Source organism: Paraferrimonas sp. SM1919, from assembly GCF_010993985.1.
Taxonomy (GTDB): domain Bacteria; phylum Pseudomonadota; class Gammaproteobacteria; order Enterobacterales; family Shewanellaceae; genus SM1919.
On the sequence record NZ_WINH01000011.1, the window covers coordinates 60,605 to 76,435 of the forward strand.

Genomic DNA, 15,831 nt, shown 5'->3' on the forward strand with positions numbered 1-15,831 from the left:
AATGGCGCCATCTGCCTAAAGTGATAGCGCCATTTTTACTGTTGATTACTTCAAAGCAACATCATGTGCAGCAATGCTGATATTAACTATGCTGCATTTAGATGGTGTTTAGATAAAAATCATATTCCTTCAACGTCACCGTTTGTTCAAATTTCAACATTTCTTGTTCTTTACATGCACTGTAAACCTTGATGAACTCACGACCAAAGTATTCATTATAAAAAGCTGAACTTCGTAATAGTTCTACAGCATCATGCAAACGCTCGGGCAAACTCGGGTTATCAACTTCGAAAGTATTGCCGTACTGCGGTGCTGGGGCAGTTAACTCTTTATCTATTCCATCATACATTCCATAAAGTACCGTAGCCATGGCGATATATGGATTGGCGTCTGCCCCTGCAACCCTGTGCTCAACCCGTCTGCTGTGAGGTTCTCCAGCTGGAATTCTAACGGCAACGGTACGGTTATCTATCCCCCAGTTGACATACATGGGTACATATAAATCCGGCTGCAAGCGTCTAAATGAATTAATATTTGGACACAATAAAGCGGTACTTTGCTGCATATTTTGCAGTAAGCCTGCTACCGCATTGTTTAGTAAGCGGTTGGTTTCTGGCTCATCTTCAGCAAAAACATTGTTGCCATGTTCATCTACTATGCTGACATGAATATGAAGGCCGCTGCCGGCTAGTTTACCGTATGGCTTTGCCATAAACGTGGCATACATACCATGAGCTTCAGCAACTTGATGTATCACCCGCTTGAGCATGATAGCGTGATCACAGGCTAACAGCGGATCATCACAGTGACGTAAATTAATTTCAAACTGACCCGGCGCGTATTCTGATACCGCAGTATCTGCCGGCAAACCTTGCTGTTGACACACCTTATCTACATCCAACAAAAAGTCAGCAAAATCATCTAAATTGATCATTGAATGACATTGAGTACTGTTTTCGCGTAGGCCTGTTTTTGGTGAAATGGGTGGTTGAATCCCCCCTTTTTCATTACGTTGTTTATCTAATAAATAAAACTCTAACTCTACTGCAACAACCGGCCTTAAGCCTTTTTGGTGAAATAATTCCACCGCTTTTCTAACTTGGTGGCGGGGATCTAACTCAACTGGATTGTGGTCATAGTCATACATACTAAACAAAAGTTGCGCCGATGGCTGCGGCTGCCAAGGGCACACTGCTAAGGTTTTTAAATCACCATGGCATATCCTATCTGGCTCTCCAATTTCTAGCCCTAGCTCTGATTCTTCAACCGTCTCTCCAGTCGCATCAAGCGCCAACACAGAAAAAGGAATATGCATGCCATTATCGAGCACACCTTTGATTGCCTCTCGTTTTATTCTTTTACCACGAGCGACACCATTTAAGTCCGAAATAATTAAATCGAACACTTCCACTTCTGGGTTTTGCTCAAGAAAGGAATCTAATACCATCACACTCTCCTGTGTTTATAATTTTGAACAGCATCCTTCATGTTATCTAACCACAATCGACAAATACTTGGCTAGACATCAATAGCAACTATTTGTTTTAGAATCCTAAAACCTTAGTTTAACATTTGTTTCAATTGTGTTAACAACAACTCTTGCACTTTTCTCTCAACTCCAATAGGTTGTTATTGTATTCAAAATTTTGTTCACTCAAAGGGCAGTAAATGGTTCAAAATTTACCACTAATCATTGGCGTTTGCGCTGATGTTGTACAAAACGGTGCTCACGCTTACCACCAAGTCGGGGATAAATATATCCGTGCATTAACTGACACCAATCAAGCCATGATTGTGGTGTTACCTGCACTCTTTGATCTATTAGATGAATCCTTGCAAGAGCAATATATTCGCCAACTTGACGGCCTGTTATTAACCGGATCATACTCTAATTTGCACCCTAGTTATTATGGTGAACAAGCTGCAGAGAATGACGACGCCCAAACCGATCCAATGCGCGATGCCAGTAATTGGCAATTGATTCGCAAGGCAACGGAACATAATTTGCCCATTCTAGGGATCTGTCGCGGCTTTCAAGAATTAAACGCATTTTTTGGTGGCACGCTGCACCATCGCGTTCACGAAGTGAGCGGGCTCAATGATCACCGAGAAGATAAAAACGCACCATTAGCACAACAATATGCGCCTGCACATGCAGTAAATATTCATCAAGGCGGATTGATGTCACAGTGGTTTGAACAACCACAAATTGAAGTCAACTCTATCCATATGCAAGGTGTTAATCGCCTCGGAGAGCCTTTGATTGTTGAAGCAAGTGCAAGCGATGGCCTAATAGAAGCCTTTTCTCACCCGAAGTTGAATTTCTTATTTGCCGTGCAATGGCATCCTGAGTGGAAACCCGAGCAATACCCCCAAAATAAAAAAATAATTAATAGCTTTATCGATGCCTGTCATCGCTTTCACAAGGATATGAAGTAGTTATGGACCAACAAGCCTTACAACAATTAGATGCAAAGCACCATTTGCACCCTTTCAGTAACCAAACTGAATTAAATCAGACTGGTACACGGGTAATTACCCATGCTGAAGGTGCCTATATTTATGATGCTAATGGTAATGAACTGCTGGATGGGATGTCTGGGCTATGGTGTTGTAACTTGGGCTACAGCCAACCCAAGATCAATCAAGCCATCGCTCAACAGTTACAAGAACTGCCTTATTACAATACTTTTTTTCAGTGCACACACCCTAGGGCAACAGAATTAGCAGCGGCCATTACTAGCCGCGCTCCAGCGCACATGAATCAGGTATTTTTTACTAACTCTGGTTCAGAGGCGAATGACTCTGTCATTCGAATTATCCATCGTTATTGGGATGCCAAAGGTCAACCTAAGCGTAAACAAATCATTGCTCGCACTAACGGCTATCATGGCAGCTCTATAGGTGGTGCCAGCCTTGGTGGCATGAAGTTTATGCACGAGCAATTCGCGCCGTTGGGGGGAATTCACCATATTGCCCAACCCTATTGGTTTGGCGCTGACACCCAACTTTCTCAAGATGAATTTGGCTTAGTTGCTGCTCGAGAATTAGAACAAAAAATTCTTGAGCTAGGGCCAGATAATGTCGCCGCATTTATTGCTGAGCCCATTCAGGGAGCCGGTGGTGTAATCATTCCTCCAGCCAGCTACTGGCCGGAAATTCAGAGGATTTGTAAAGCGTACGGCATACTCTTGATTGTTGATGAAGTGATCTTCGGTTTTGGCCGCACCGGTAAATGGTTTGCCAGTCAATTTTACAACGTTGAGCCAGATATGATCGTTTTCGCCAAAGCAGTGACCAACGGCTTCCAACCTCTTGGTGGTGTCATTTTAAGTGACCGAGTTTCGGCCGCCTTATATCAATTGAATGACGACTTCGCCCATGGCTATACCTATTCTGGACATCCTGTTGCCTGTGCTGCGGCACTGGCGACATTGGATATCTTAGATGATGGCTACATCAACAAAGTTGAGACTGAGCTTTCTCAAGCCATGCAGGATTTTTGGCTTGAACTGGGGGAGCATCCTTTAGTTGGTGAAGCTCGTTGCCTAGGCTTTGTTGGTGCTTTAGAGCTGGTAAAAGACAAACAAAGTCGCCAACGTTTTGATAGCAAAGGCAGTGCTGGGACAATTTGTCGTGATGCGTCATTGCAATCGGGTTTAGTCATGAGAGCGACTGGCGACACGATGATTATTGCCCCTCCATTTATTTTAAATCGTGAAGATGTGAAAACGTTAACACAAAAAGCTTGGCAGGCTTTGGATCTGACTTTAAGTCAGTTGAAGTAGTCTGATGTTAAGGAAAATCCCCTGTCAGATATTCAACCCTGGACAAAAAGGAAAATAACATGTCTAAAATTAACAAATTAGGGATTGCTGTTGCAGCAGTCGTAGGCTCATTAGCATTTAATGCTCAAGCGGAAACTGTAAAAGTTTACAATTGGAGTGACTACATTGCAGAAGACACTATCGCTAATTTTGAAGCCCAAACCGGCCTTAAAGTCAGTTATGATGTTTTTGATTCTAACGAAGTCGTAGAAGCTAAATTGCTTACAGGAAATACCGGTTTTGATGTTGTGGTACCCTCTGCATCTTTCTTAGGGCGTCAAATTCAAGCTGGCGTGTTTATGAAGCTTGATCGCTCAAAAATCCCAAATATTAAGCACCTTGATCCGGTACTAATGAAAAAGCTTGAGCGTGTTGATCCCGCTAATGCCCATGCAGTTCCTTACCTTTGGGGTACCACTGGTATCGGTTATAACGTTGAAAAAATCGCTGAGATCTTTGGTGAAGATTTCCAAGTGGACAGCTGGGATTTATTCTTCAAGCCAGAGAACATTAGCAAGCTAGCAAGCTGTGGTGTGGCAAGTCTTGATGCTGCATCAGAGATGATCCCTGCCGCTTTACATTACCTTGGTCTAGATCCAAATACACATAATAAAGCCGATATTGAGAAAGCTGCTGAACTATTAAAGTCTGTGCGCCCACATATTCGTTACTTCCACTCTTCACAATACATCAATGACCTAGCCAATGGTGACATCTGTTTAGCGATTGGTTGGAGTGGTGATGTTATGCAGGCATCCGATCGAGCTGCAGATGCTGAAAATGGCGTGACCGTGGATTACAGTATCCCTAAAGAAGGTGCTGGTATGTGGTTTGATATGCTTGCCATTCCTGCAGACACAACCAATGCTGCTGGTGCTCACCAATTCATCAACTACATTTTAGAACCAAAAGTAACTGCCAGCATTACTGATTATGTTTGGTATCCAAACGGTAATAAGGCAGCAACACCATTGATTGATCCTGAGATCACTGCTGCAGAGAATATTTATCCTCCTGTTGAGGTAATGAACAAGCTATATACCTTTGATGTTATGCCAGCCAAAGTGTCACGTATCACTAACCGCGCTTGGTCTGATATTAAAGCCGGTAAATAACTTTATTATCTAACATAGCAAGGGGAGCTTGGCTCCCCTGTATTTGCTAAGGAAGCAATCATGACGTTAAAACATGTATCTAAAACCCAGGGAGAGGTCTTACTTGAGCTTAAAAACTTGTCTAAAAGTTTTGATGGAAACATAGCTGTAAGAGACGTCAATTTATCGTTTCACCAGGGTGAAATTTTTGCCTTACTCGGCGGTTCCGGCTGTGGTAAATCAACACTACTAAGAATGCTAGCAGGTTTTGAAACTGCGACAGAAGGTAATATCTTCCTTGATGGCAATGATATCGCTCACATTGCCCCTTACAAACGTCCATTTAATATGATGTTTCAGTCTTATGCTTTATTTCCACATATGACGGTAGAACAGAATATTGCCTATGGCCTAAAGCAAACCAATATGAGCAAGAGCGATATTAATAAGCGTGTAAATGAAATGCTTAAACTCGTTCATATGGAAAGTTACCGCTTAAGAAAGCCTGCACAACTATCTGGAGGACAATGTCAACGTGTGGCATTAGCTCGCAGCTTGGCCAAACGACCACAGCTGTTGCTGTTAGACGAACCAATGGGAGCACTTGACAAAAAATTACGCGGTGAAATGCAGCTTGAGCTGGTTGATATTATTAAGCAAGTTGGCGTGACCTGTGTGATGGTAACCCATGATCAAGAAGAAGCCATGACCATGGCGGACCGTATTGCAGTCATGGACAGTGGTGAAATCCTGCAAGTCGGCTCCCCCCATGAAATCTATGAGTACCCCAACTGCCGTTATGTCGCAGGCTTCATTGGCGGCGTCAATATGTTTGAGGGCACCATTGCCGAAGAAGAGCCTTCCTATGTAATCGTCAATGCCCCTAATTTATCTGCTCCAATTTATATCGACCATGGCATCAGTGGCCCCATAGGACAGCGACCCGTTGCCGTTGCCGTTAGGCCTGAAAAAGTCAACATTAGCGTCGAACAGCCAACGGATAAATATAATTGGGGAGCCGGTATCATTGATGATATTGCCTACCTAGGTCAACACAGTATTTACCATATCCTATTACCTAATGACCAGTTTATTCAGGTAACCATGACCAACGATAGTCGCCTACAACAACCTTTTGAACTGGAACAACAAGTGTATGTGTCTTGGACACCAGGTTCATGTGTCGTAATGGAGGACTAGTAATGGCAAGACTTCAACATCTATGGTCAAAGGTTCAAGAGCAATTTAGTTCATATTCCCGTAAAGGTGTCATCTCGATCCCTTATGTATGGCTATTACTGTTTTTCTTAATTCCATTTATTATCGTCTTAAAAATTAGCTTTGCTGAAACACAAATTGCTATTCCACCTTACACGCCATTATTTTCTGTTGAAGATGGTCATATCAATATTGACCTAAACCTAAATAATTACGCTTATTTGTGGCAGGATGGACTCTATTTGGAAGCGTATTGGAGCTCTTTAAAAATTGCTCTAATCTCTACCTTACTTTGTTTGCTTATTGGCTACCCAATGGCCTTGGCTATCAGTCGCGCCCCTGCATCAAGCCGCAATGTATTGTTATTACTGGTTATTTTACCTAGCTGGACTTCTTTTCTAATTCGTATTTATGCGTGGATAGGTATTCTAAAGCCCAATGGCTACATTAATAACGCTTTATTATCCCTTGGCTTTATTGATGAACCTTTAATCATGATGCATACCGATATCGCCGTTTACATAGGTATCGTGTATGCCTATCTGCCCTTTATGGTGCTGCCACTTTACGCCAATATGATGAAATTGGATAACTCCCTAGTAGAAGCATCCTATGACCTTGGTGCGACGCCTATTGCTACTTTATTTAAAGTGATCATCCCACTTACTAAAGCTGGCATTATTGCAGGCTGTATGCTGGTATTCATTCCTGCTGTGGGTGAGTTTGTTATTCCCGAACTCCTCGGTGGTCCTGAAACTCTAATGATAGGTAAAGTATTGTGGCAAGAATTTTTCAATAACCGTGATTGGCCGGTGGCCTCGGCAGTTGCCATCGTAATGTTATTGTTTTTGATTCTCCCTTTAATGTGGTTTGACCGTTACCAAAACAAGCAAGAAGAGGCCTAATCATGAAGTTTTCATTTAGTCGATTTATGTTATGGGCTGGCTTATTTTTTCTTTATGCGCCTATGCTCATTATGGTCATTTTTTCATTTAATGAATCCCGCTTAGTGACAGTTTGGGCTGGTTTCTCAACCAAATGGTATGGTGAGCTAGCGCAAAATGATAAGTTGCTTGACGCTGTTGGCAACTCTTTAACTATCGCTTTTTATGCGGCCACTGCAGCAGTGATCCTAGGAACAATTGCCGCTTTTGTTTTGGCCAGGTTTAAATTCAAAGGGAGCACCATGCTAAGGGGTATGATCACCGCACCTTTGGTTATGCCTGAAGTGATTACTGGTTTATCTTTATTGCTTCTATTCGTTGCATTGGCTCAGCTTTGGGGCTGGCCAGCAGGACGTGGCATGACGACCATTTTCATCGCCCATACTACGTTTTGTATGGCCTATGTGGCTGTGGTTGTCGGTTCCCGCTTAAGTGAAATGGATATGTCGATTGAGGAAGCTGCACAAGATCTTGGCGCCCCGCCATTAAAAGTGTTCTTTACTATCACTTTGCCAATGATTGCCCCAGCTTTATTATCTGGGTGGTTATTAGCCTTTACCCTAAGCTTGGATGATTTAGTTATTGCCAGCTTTGTTTCAGGGCCCGGTTCGACTACATTGCCGATGGTGGTTTTCTCTTCTGTAAGAATGGGTGTTAGCCCTGAAATCAATGCATTGGCAACAATTATTATTGGCTTAGTTTCAACACTGGTATTGATCGCGTGGTGGTATAGCCGCCGCTTAGAGAAAGCCCGTGTTCGAGACATGCAATTGGTCGCTAAAAAATGAAAGTAGGACAACGTATCAAGCAATTACGGCAGCAACAAGGCCTATCTCAGCGCCAACTTGCTAAAAGTATTGAACTTCCTAACAGTACTTTATCCATGATCGAGCGAGATACGGTTAGTCCATCGATAAGTAATTTACATAAAATACTTATGGGCTTAGACACTTCCTTAAGTTCTTTTTTTAGTCAAAATATTGAAAACAGTTCACCCATTATTTACAAGCAAAGCGAGTTGCCGGATATCGGTGCAAAAGGGGTTAGTTATCTATTAGTGGGCGCAAATGTTGAAAATAGAAAACTGACCTTTATGCTTGAAAATTACCCTCCTCAGCATGGCACTGGTGATGAATTCATCACCCACCCTGGAGACGAGGCCGGTTTAGTGTTGCAGGGTTCAATTTACATTATTCAAGGGCAGCAAAGCTATCAAGTAAAAGAGGGAGACTGTTATTACATTAACGCCGAAATTCCCCATAAATTTATTAACAAGTCCAATAGCGAGTGCCAGATAGTCAGTGCTATCTCACCCGCTAATTTTTAATGGCTTAGTGATCATCACATTAGGAGTAACAATGACAACGTGGACGTATCAACAATGGCGAGAGTATTGCGAGCAACTCAGCATAGAATCTCGCGCCTTTATCAATGGACAATACTGTGATGCCAGTTTAGGGCTTCGTTTTGATTGTATTAACCCAGCCAATAACCAGTTGCTTTGTCAGATCGCCGAATGTGACAGCATTGATGCCGATGCAGCCGTGAATGCCGCCAGAGACAGCTTTGAGCTGGGTCATTGGCGTACTATGGCCCCCAAAAAACGTAAACAAGTACTTTTAAAATTAGCGGACTTAGTTGATCAAAATGCGACTGAGTTAGCGGCTTTAGAAACCTTAGATATGGGCAAGCCTATTTCTGAAAGTTTCAATGTCGATATTCCTGGCAGTGCCGATGTTATCCGTTGGCACGCAGAAGCAATCGATAAAGTTTATGACGAGGTTGCGCCAACTCAAGATGACGTAGTCGCAATGATCACTCGCGAGCCTATCGGTGTGGTGGCGGCCATCACACCATGGAACTTTCCATTATGGTTGGCATGTTGGAAAATCGCTCCGGCACTGGCTACGGGCAATTCAGTAGTGCTAAAACCATCTGAAAAAGCTTCCCTTACTTCCATTAAACTCGCCGAACTCGCCCAACAAGCTGGTATACCTGATGGGGTGCTGAATGTACTACCAGGCTTTGGTCATAAAGTTGGTAAAGCACTCGCATTACACAATGATGTTGATGCCTTAGTCTTTACGGGCTCAACAGCAACCGCCAAACAATTGCTTATCTACGCTGGTGAATCCAATATGAAGCGAGTTTGGTTAGAAGCTGGTGGCAAAAACCCCAATATCGTTTTTGCTGATGCTGACTTAGATAAAGCGGCCCAAGCTGCGGCCTCTGGCTGTTTCTACAACCAAGGAGAAGTCTGCGTGGCCGCGACTCGTTTGTTAGTTGAATCTTCTATCTATGACAGCTTCGTTGCTAAAGTCATCGAAGCCAGCAAACGCTTTCGACCTGGGGATCCCTTAGATCCAAGTACCAACATGGGCGCCTTAGTCGACCAAGCACATCAGTGTGGCGTGCTCGATAAAATAGCCACAGCCAAGGTCTCTGGTGCCCATTTAGCACTCGGTGGCAACGCCGCGCTATGCACTGAAACCGGTGCGTTTGTTGAGCCAACGATTTTTACAGAAGTGGATAATGCTATGGCGATTGCCCGTCAAGAGGTGTTTGGCCCGGTAATGTCAGTGATCCGTTTTGAAAATGAACAACATGCCATTCAAATCGCTAACGACAGCGATTATGGACTTGGCGCTGCCGTTTGGACCGCAAGTTTAAAGAGAGCTCATACCATGGCTAAAAAACTTCGCGCCGGCTCGGTATGGATTAACAATTATAACGATGGTGATATGACTGTGCCTTTTGGTGGCTTTAAGCAATCAGGTAATGGCCGCGATAAGTCTTTGCATGCGTTAGATAAATATACTGAAGTCAAAACAACATGGATTGACCTTAGTTAATAATTTTATGCATGTTTAGCCAAGCATACTTGTGCTAAAAGCATAAATCCGGCGACCGGTGATGACTGGTCGCCCAACCCTTGCGGTTAAGTTGTACGCGAATAACAACAATAAATCCAATGAAGGAAAAAACTATGCAATTTAAACGTCAACTAATTGCGGCTTCTGTTTTAGCGGGTCTTTCTTTTAGTGCATCTGCTGAATTAAGTGGTTACGTAACCCTCAACTCTGATTACATGTTCCGTGCTGTCAGCCTTAACGATAAGAAACCTGCGCTACAAGCTGGTATCGATTGGGAAGCTGAGTCAGGCTGGTATACTGGTGCTTGGGCATCACAAACTGATGATGGCGAAACTAAGGATGTCGAAATTGACATCTGGGGTGGTTACTATGGTGAAACTGAAAGTGGTTTCTTCTATGATGCCAACCTAATTTACTATGCTTTAGTCGATGCTTCTGACTACAACTATGGTGAGCTACACGGTAATATTGGTCAGTACTTAACTGACGAATTAACCATTGGCTTAAATGTTGACTACGCGGTGCTCGCGGCAAGCGGTTTTGATAACCTCAAAGGTCTACATATCTCTGGTTATGCAGAATATGCCTTAACTGAAGACATGGCTATCAGCGTAGAATATGGTCAACAGAAATGGGAAGACTGGGGTGAAAATGGCGATTACAACTGGGCTCGCGCATCGTTCACCAAAGATTATGAAAACTTTGGTTTTGAGCTAAGCGCTTGGACCAATGACATTGAAGGTGATGAATCATCACGCTTCTCTGCTTCTGTAAGTTACAACTTCTAATCGCCTAATGGCCGTTATTTTATAGCGGCCATTTTTAATGGAGTAAATATGAGCGATTATATCGACAGCTATTACAGCTTCAGTGCTGATACCAGCACCCCCTACCCACAACTCAATGAAGATATTAATGCTGACGTTTGTGTACTAGGTGGCGGTTTTACCGGACTGTCTTCTGCGTTACATCTAGCCAAAGCAGGATTATCTGTAGTACTTGTAGAAGCGAACCGCATTGGCTTCGGTGCTACAGGAAGAAATGGTGGCCAGATCGTTAACAGTTATAGCCGCGATGTGGATACTGTTAGTCAAAAGTACGGTCAACAAGCGGGCGATGCTTTAGCCGCCATGATGTTTGAAGGCGGACAAATCATTCGTGACCTGATTGAAGTCGATAACATTGATTGTGATTATGTTCGCGGAGGCGCATTTGTTGCCGTCAATGGCAAACAAATGCGAGAGCTCGAGCACCACCAGCGTTTGTGGGAACAACATGGCAATAACGCCATGCAATTGCATGACCAATCGTCCCTTGGTTCTATCATAAAATCTCAACGCTATGTTGGTGGCTTAACCGATGGCCTTAGTGGTCACATACACCCATTGAAGCTCGCCCTAGGGGAAGCCAAGCTGATCACTCAACTAGGCGGCCGCATCTTTGAACAAAGCCCTGTGACTAAAGTCGAAACGGGTGAAACTACCATAGTGCACACCCCCAATGGTAAAATTCGTGCTAAGTTTATGGTGGTTGCAGGTAATGCTTACCTTTCCCATGTGATGCCAGAGCTAACTAAAAAAAGCATGCCTTGTGGCACTCAAATCGTCACTACAGAAGTGCTTGGTGAAGAATTGTGTCAACAATTAATCCCACAAAATCATTGCATTGAAGACTGTAATTATCTTTTAGACTACTTCCGTATAACCGCAGACCAGCGCCTATTATACGGTGGCGGTGTGGTCTACGGAGGCCGCGACCCTAAAGATATTGAGCGCTTAGTACGACCTAAACTTGAAAAAACTTTTCCACAACTTAAAGGGATCAAAATAGATTTTGCGTGGACCGGTAATTTCTTATTAACCCTTTCAAGATTGCCTGAATTTGGTCGATTAGGTCACAACATATACTACATGCAAGGTTACAGTGGTCACGGGGTTACCTGTACCCATTTGGCTGGAAAATTGGTGGCTGAAGCCATTAAAGGCCAAGCGAGCCGTTTTGATGCTTTCAGTCAATTGCCCCATCTGCCATTATTTGGTGGCAGAGCCTTACAGATACCTTTCACTGCATTGGGGGCTTCTTATTATAACTTGCGTGACCAATTAGGGATTTAACGATGAGCAGTATTATTAAGTTAGCACCACAGCAAGCCCAGTATGAACATTATCCTACCCCAAAAGATAAACTCATCGAAGGCCCTGCAGAGCAACACATAAGCAATCTTTACTCGGATCCCTCTGGCCAATTTCATGTTGGTTTCTGGGGCAGTGAACCTGGCAGTTGGCAAGTCAGTTATGACGAGCATGAGTATTGCCAGTTACTAGAAGGTGAGGTTGAAATTAAAAGCCACGATGGTGCCGTGATGCACATTAAGGCGGGAGAACAGTTCGTGATTCCCGCGGGCTTTAAAGGGGTTTGGCATACCATTAAAAGCTGTAAAAAAACCTATGTGATATTTGAAAAGTCCAATTAATATGCCCTTTAGCCATGGCGACACTAAGTCATGGCTTTATATTAGTTCTGTAACATATCGAGCTTGTCTGCCACACCATTCCACTTCTGGGCATCCGCTAGCGGAGGCTTTACTTCTGTTATTTTTGGCCATTGCTTCGCGAGATCTTCATTAAGAATAATAAACACTTCTTGCCCCGCTGGTAATTCATCTTCTTGAAAAATCGCATTCGCACGACATTCTGGTACGCATAAACCACAATCAATACAATCTACAGGATCAATAGCGAGGAAGTTGGGTCCTTCATGAAAAGCATCTGCAGGACATACCGCCACACAATCGGTGTATTTACATTGAATACAGTTATCGGTGACAACAAAGGCCATCATTAATCTCCACAGGTAAATAACTGGGCAAGGATAATACCCTCATAGGTGTAAATTTCAAAACAATGTTCTACTTTTGATGTTGCAGTTAATTATATGACACAAGTTAACAGTTAACGTAAAATGCGCGCGATTGTGAGCCAGCAACCGCTGAGCAAAGACACCAAAGAAGAGACATCTATGATACGTTTAACCGAAATTAAGCTACCACTGGATCATGGCGAAGGTGACATTGAAAAAGCCATTTTACACAAGCTCAAGATTAAGCCTGAGCAAATGCTTTCTTACAACCTATTTAAACGTGGTTACGACGCCCGTAAAAAAGCCAAGATTTTATTAATTTATACTTTAGATGTCGATGTCGTTAACGAACCACAACTGCTCCAGCAATTCGCATCAGATCCACACGTTAAATTAACCCCAGACATGGCTTATAAATTCGTCGCCCAAGCCCCTGTAGATCTCGCTCAAAGGGATAGGCCTGTTGTCATAGGCTTTGGTCCATGTGGACTTTTCTCTGCCCTTATTCTCGCGCAGATGGGATTTAAACCGATTGTTTTAGAGAGAGGCAAGGAAGTTCGAGAGCGCACCAAAGATACCTTTGGGTTTTGGCGTAAACGAGAGCTTAATACTGAATCGAATGTTCAATTTGGTGAAGGTGGTGCAGGTACTTTCTCCGATGGAAAACTCTACAGTCAAATTAAAGACCCAAAACATTACAGCCGCAAAGTCATTGAAGAATTTATTGCCGCAGGCGCTCCAGAAGAGATCGCCTATGTAAGTAAACCTCATATTGGCACTTTCAAACTGGTCACTATGATTGAAAAAATGCGCGCTAAAATCATCGAGCTTGGTGGAGAAATTCGTTTTAGTACCCGTGTCGATGACATCATTACCGATGGCGATCAAATTACCGGACTAGTACTTGCCAACGGTGAAACTATCAATAGTCGCCATGTCATCTTGGCGGTTGGCCATAGTGCTCGAGACACCTTTGAGATGCTCCATCAACGTGGCGTTTATATGGAAGCCAAACCTTTCTCGGTTGGTTTTCGAATTGAGCATAAACAATCGGTGATTGATGAAGCGAGATTTGGTCCAAATGCGGGCAACCCTATCTTAGGGGCTGCTGACTACAAATTAGTTCACCATTGTAAAAATGGTCGTACCGTTTATAGTTTCTGTATGTGCCCAGGCGGAACTGTGGTTGCAGCGACATCGGAGCAAGGCCGCGTAGTCACCAATGGCATGAGTCAATATTCACGCGCAGAACGTAATGCCAATAGCGCCATTGTTGTGGGCATCTCTCCCGAAGTTGATTACCCTGGCGATCCACTTGCTGGTATTAAACTCCAACGTCAATTAGAGACGAACGCCTACCATTTAGGGGGCGCGAATTATGACGCACCTGCACAGAAAATTGGTGACTTTTTAAAAGCTCAAGATGCCACTGAACTCGGTGATGTGCAACCCTCTTTTACTCCAGGTATACATCTTACCGACCTTTCTAAGGCTTTACCTAAATTTGCTATTGATGCTATCCGCGAAGCTATACCAGCTTTCGACCGTAAAATTAAAGGTTTTGCTGATGATGACGCGCTATTAACCGGCGTCGAAACTCGTACTTCATCACCGGTTTGTATTAAACGCGGCAAAGATTATCAGAGCATTACTCTTAAAGGATTCTTCCCTGCTGGTGAAGGTGCGGGTTACGCTGGAGGAATTTTATCTGCAGGTATTGATGGCATTAAAGTCGCTGAAGCATTGGCGCTAGATATGTCAAAAGCGTAAAATTAGTCAACGTTATTACTTAGGCGTGCCCAACAGCACGCCTTTTTATTACCATACTATAGATTGAAAATAAGTCATCACTTTACTGTTGACTTTAGACGTCTAGACTTCTAAATTGTAAGAATCATTTTAATCTTAGGTTACCCCTATTTAGACACGACCTTGGATTGAATAAGTTTTATTATTGCCAGCTGGGTTGATGGCGATAACGAATTATTGAGCTGGGCATGAAAAAAACACTAAAACAAAGATCAAGTGATCATCACCGTGGTATATATTTTATTGGCACCACCCCCCCTAAAATTGATACCCCTTTCGCACAAATGAGTGCCATTGCCGATAAATTGTTAGCACGCTTAGATGAGATCAGTTTTGATGGTTTAATTGTTTATGACATTCAAGATGAAACCAGTCGTAATGACAGCCCACGTCCTTTCCCATTTAAAGCGACCCATGATTCCGGTACTTATTCGCAATTAATCAACCAAAAATCAGCTAAACCTGTGATCACCTATAAAAGCGTTGCCGGCTGCAGCGCCGACAGTTTTCAAGAGTGGTTATCGCGTGCTTGGCATCAAAACAATATTCGCGACTTGGTGCTGGTGGGCAGCCCCTCTGCAGATGCTGCACGTTCGTTATCCCTAGCTGAGGCCTATCAAGGGATTAATCAACATCCACAAGATTTTTATTTGGGTGGTGTTGCGATTGCAGAGCGCCATCTAAGTAAGGGCAATGAACACTTACGCTTACTCAGTAAAAAACAGCAAGGCTGTGAGTATTACATTACCCAAGCGGTTTATAACCCCCAAGCCACTATAGACATGTTAACCAGCTATGCGGCAGAATGCAGAGCTCAGGGGCTTAATCCAAACCGAATTATTTTGACGTTTTCACCTTGTGGTAGTGCTAAAACCTTAGATTTTATTAATTGGCTTGGTGTTTCAGTTCCGGCTGCCACCAGTGAACGCATTTTAAATAGTGATGACCCACTGCATGAATCCATTAAGATTAATCATGCCAATCTTAAGCAAATTCTAGATGCCGTGCTGCCTCTGAATATTCCACTTGGGTTAAACATTGAGAGCTTAACGAATCGTAAAGCTGAAATCGATGCTTCCATTTACATGTACAAGTTGTTAAAAGGCACGATGGATCAAGAGCTCGCGCTCAACCAAATTATGCAAGTGTACAATCAATAGCTTGGCTAACTAATTAAGCCATTTCCACCATCAGAGTCACCATTTAT

General features: G+C 43.2%; 15 protein-coding genes. 13 read left to right on the forward strand and 2 right to left on the reverse strand.

Features of this window, described 5'->3' with window-relative positions:
* Positions 1 to 97 precede the first annotated feature (97 nt).
* Entirely contained in the window at positions 98 to 1,447 is a 1,350-nt protein-coding gene (locus GFB48_RS08385; protein WP_163933887.1) for a glutamine synthetase family protein, read from the reverse strand.
* A gap of 221 nt (positions 1,448 to 1,668) precedes the next feature.
* Here GFB48_RS08385 and GFB48_RS08390 point away from each other — a divergent pair, with 221 nt between their 5' ends.
* The 11 genes from GFB48_RS08390 (at position 1,669) to GFB48_RS08440 (ending at position 12,429) form a co-directional block, all read left to right on the forward strand.
* Entirely contained in the window at positions 1,669 to 2,439 is a 771-nt protein-coding gene (locus GFB48_RS08390) for a gamma-glutamyl-gamma-aminobutyrate hydrolase family protein (RefSeq protein ID WP_163933890.1), read from the forward strand.
* A gap of 2 nt (positions 2,440 to 2,441) precedes the next feature.
* A complete protein-coding gene (locus GFB48_RS08395) occupies positions 2,442 to 3,788 on the forward strand; it encodes an aspartate aminotransferase family protein (protein ID WP_163933893.1) in 1,347 nt (448 codons plus the stop codon).
* A gap of 59 nt (positions 3,789 to 3,847) precedes the next feature.
* Positions 3,848 to 4,942, forward strand: coding sequence for a polyamine ABC transporter substrate-binding protein (locus GFB48_RS08400; protein WP_163933895.1), 1,095 nt, complete (start codon positions 3,848 to 3,850; stop codon positions 4,940 to 4,942).
* A 60-nt stretch (positions 4,943 to 5,002) separates the two neighbouring features.
* On the forward strand, positions 5,003 to 6,121 hold the full coding sequence (locus GFB48_RS08405; RefSeq protein WP_163933898.1) for an ABC transporter ATP-binding protein: 1,119 nt from the start codon (positions 5,003 to 5,005) through the stop codon (positions 6,119 to 6,121).
* Positions 6,122 to 6,123: 2 nt separating this feature from the next.
* The gene (locus GFB48_RS08410; RefSeq protein ID WP_163933901.1) at positions 6,124 to 7,044 is read left to right on the forward strand and encodes an ABC transporter permease subunit; all 921 of its coding nucleotides are present in this window, start codon (positions 6,124 to 6,126) and stop codon (positions 7,042 to 7,044) included.
* The gene (locus tag GFB48_RS08415) at positions 7,044 to 7,871 is read left to right on the forward strand and encodes an ABC transporter permease subunit (protein WP_205597705.1); all 828 of its coding nucleotides are present in this window, start codon (positions 7,044 to 7,046) and stop codon (positions 7,869 to 7,871) included. The genes GFB48_RS08410 and GFB48_RS08415 overlap by 1 nt, the downstream gene beginning before the upstream one ends.
* On the forward strand, positions 7,868 to 8,410 hold the full coding sequence (locus tag GFB48_RS08420) for a helix-turn-helix domain-containing protein (RefSeq protein ID WP_163933907.1): 543 nt from the start codon (positions 7,868 to 7,870) through the stop codon (positions 8,408 to 8,410). Before GFB48_RS08415 ends, GFB48_RS08420 begins: the two co-directional genes overlap by 4 nt.
* Positions 8,411 to 8,441: 31 nt before the next feature.
* Positions 8,442 to 9,935: an aldehyde dehydrogenase gene (locus GFB48_RS08425; protein ID WP_163933910.1), complete on the forward strand. Its 1,494-nt coding sequence runs from the start codon at positions 8,442 to 8,444 to the stop codon at positions 9,933 to 9,935.
* Positions 9,936 to 10,069: 134 nt separating this feature from the next.
* Positions 10,070 to 10,744: a TorF family putative porin gene (locus GFB48_RS08430; protein ID WP_163933913.1), complete on the forward strand. Its 675-nt coding sequence runs from the start codon at positions 10,070 to 10,072 to the stop codon at positions 10,742 to 10,744.
* 48 nt (positions 10,745 to 10,792) lie between these two features.
* The gene (locus tag GFB48_RS08435; RefSeq protein WP_163933916.1) at positions 10,793 to 12,070 is read left to right on the forward strand and encodes an FAD-binding oxidoreductase; all 1,278 of its coding nucleotides are present in this window, start codon (positions 10,793 to 10,795) and stop codon (positions 12,068 to 12,070) included.
* Positions 12,071 to 12,072: 2 nt separating this feature from the next.
* Entirely contained in the window at positions 12,073 to 12,429 is a 357-nt protein-coding gene (locus tag GFB48_RS08440; RefSeq protein WP_163933918.1) for a cupin domain-containing protein, read from the forward strand.
* Between the two features lie 41 nt (positions 12,430 to 12,470).
* Here GFB48_RS08440 and fdxA read toward each other — a convergent pair whose 3' ends face one another.
* Complete coding sequence (gene fdxA, locus GFB48_RS08445; RefSeq protein ID WP_163934044.1) at positions 12,471 to 12,794, reverse strand: ferredoxin FdxA; 324 nt, start codon at positions 12,792 to 12,794, stop codon at positions 12,471 to 12,473.
* 180 nt (positions 12,795 to 12,974) lie between these two features.
* Here fdxA and GFB48_RS08450 point away from each other — a divergent pair, with 180 nt between their 5' ends.
* Complete coding sequence (locus GFB48_RS08450; RefSeq protein ID WP_163933921.1) at positions 12,975 to 14,585, forward strand: NAD(P)/FAD-dependent oxidoreductase; 1,611 nt, start codon at positions 12,975 to 12,977, stop codon at positions 14,583 to 14,585.
* A 227-nt stretch (positions 14,586 to 14,812) separates the two neighbouring features.
* Entirely contained in the window at positions 14,813 to 15,784 is a 972-nt protein-coding gene (locus tag GFB48_RS08455) for a methylenetetrahydrofolate reductase (RefSeq protein WP_163933924.1), read from the forward strand.
* Positions 15,785 to 15,831: the final 47 nt, after the last annotated feature.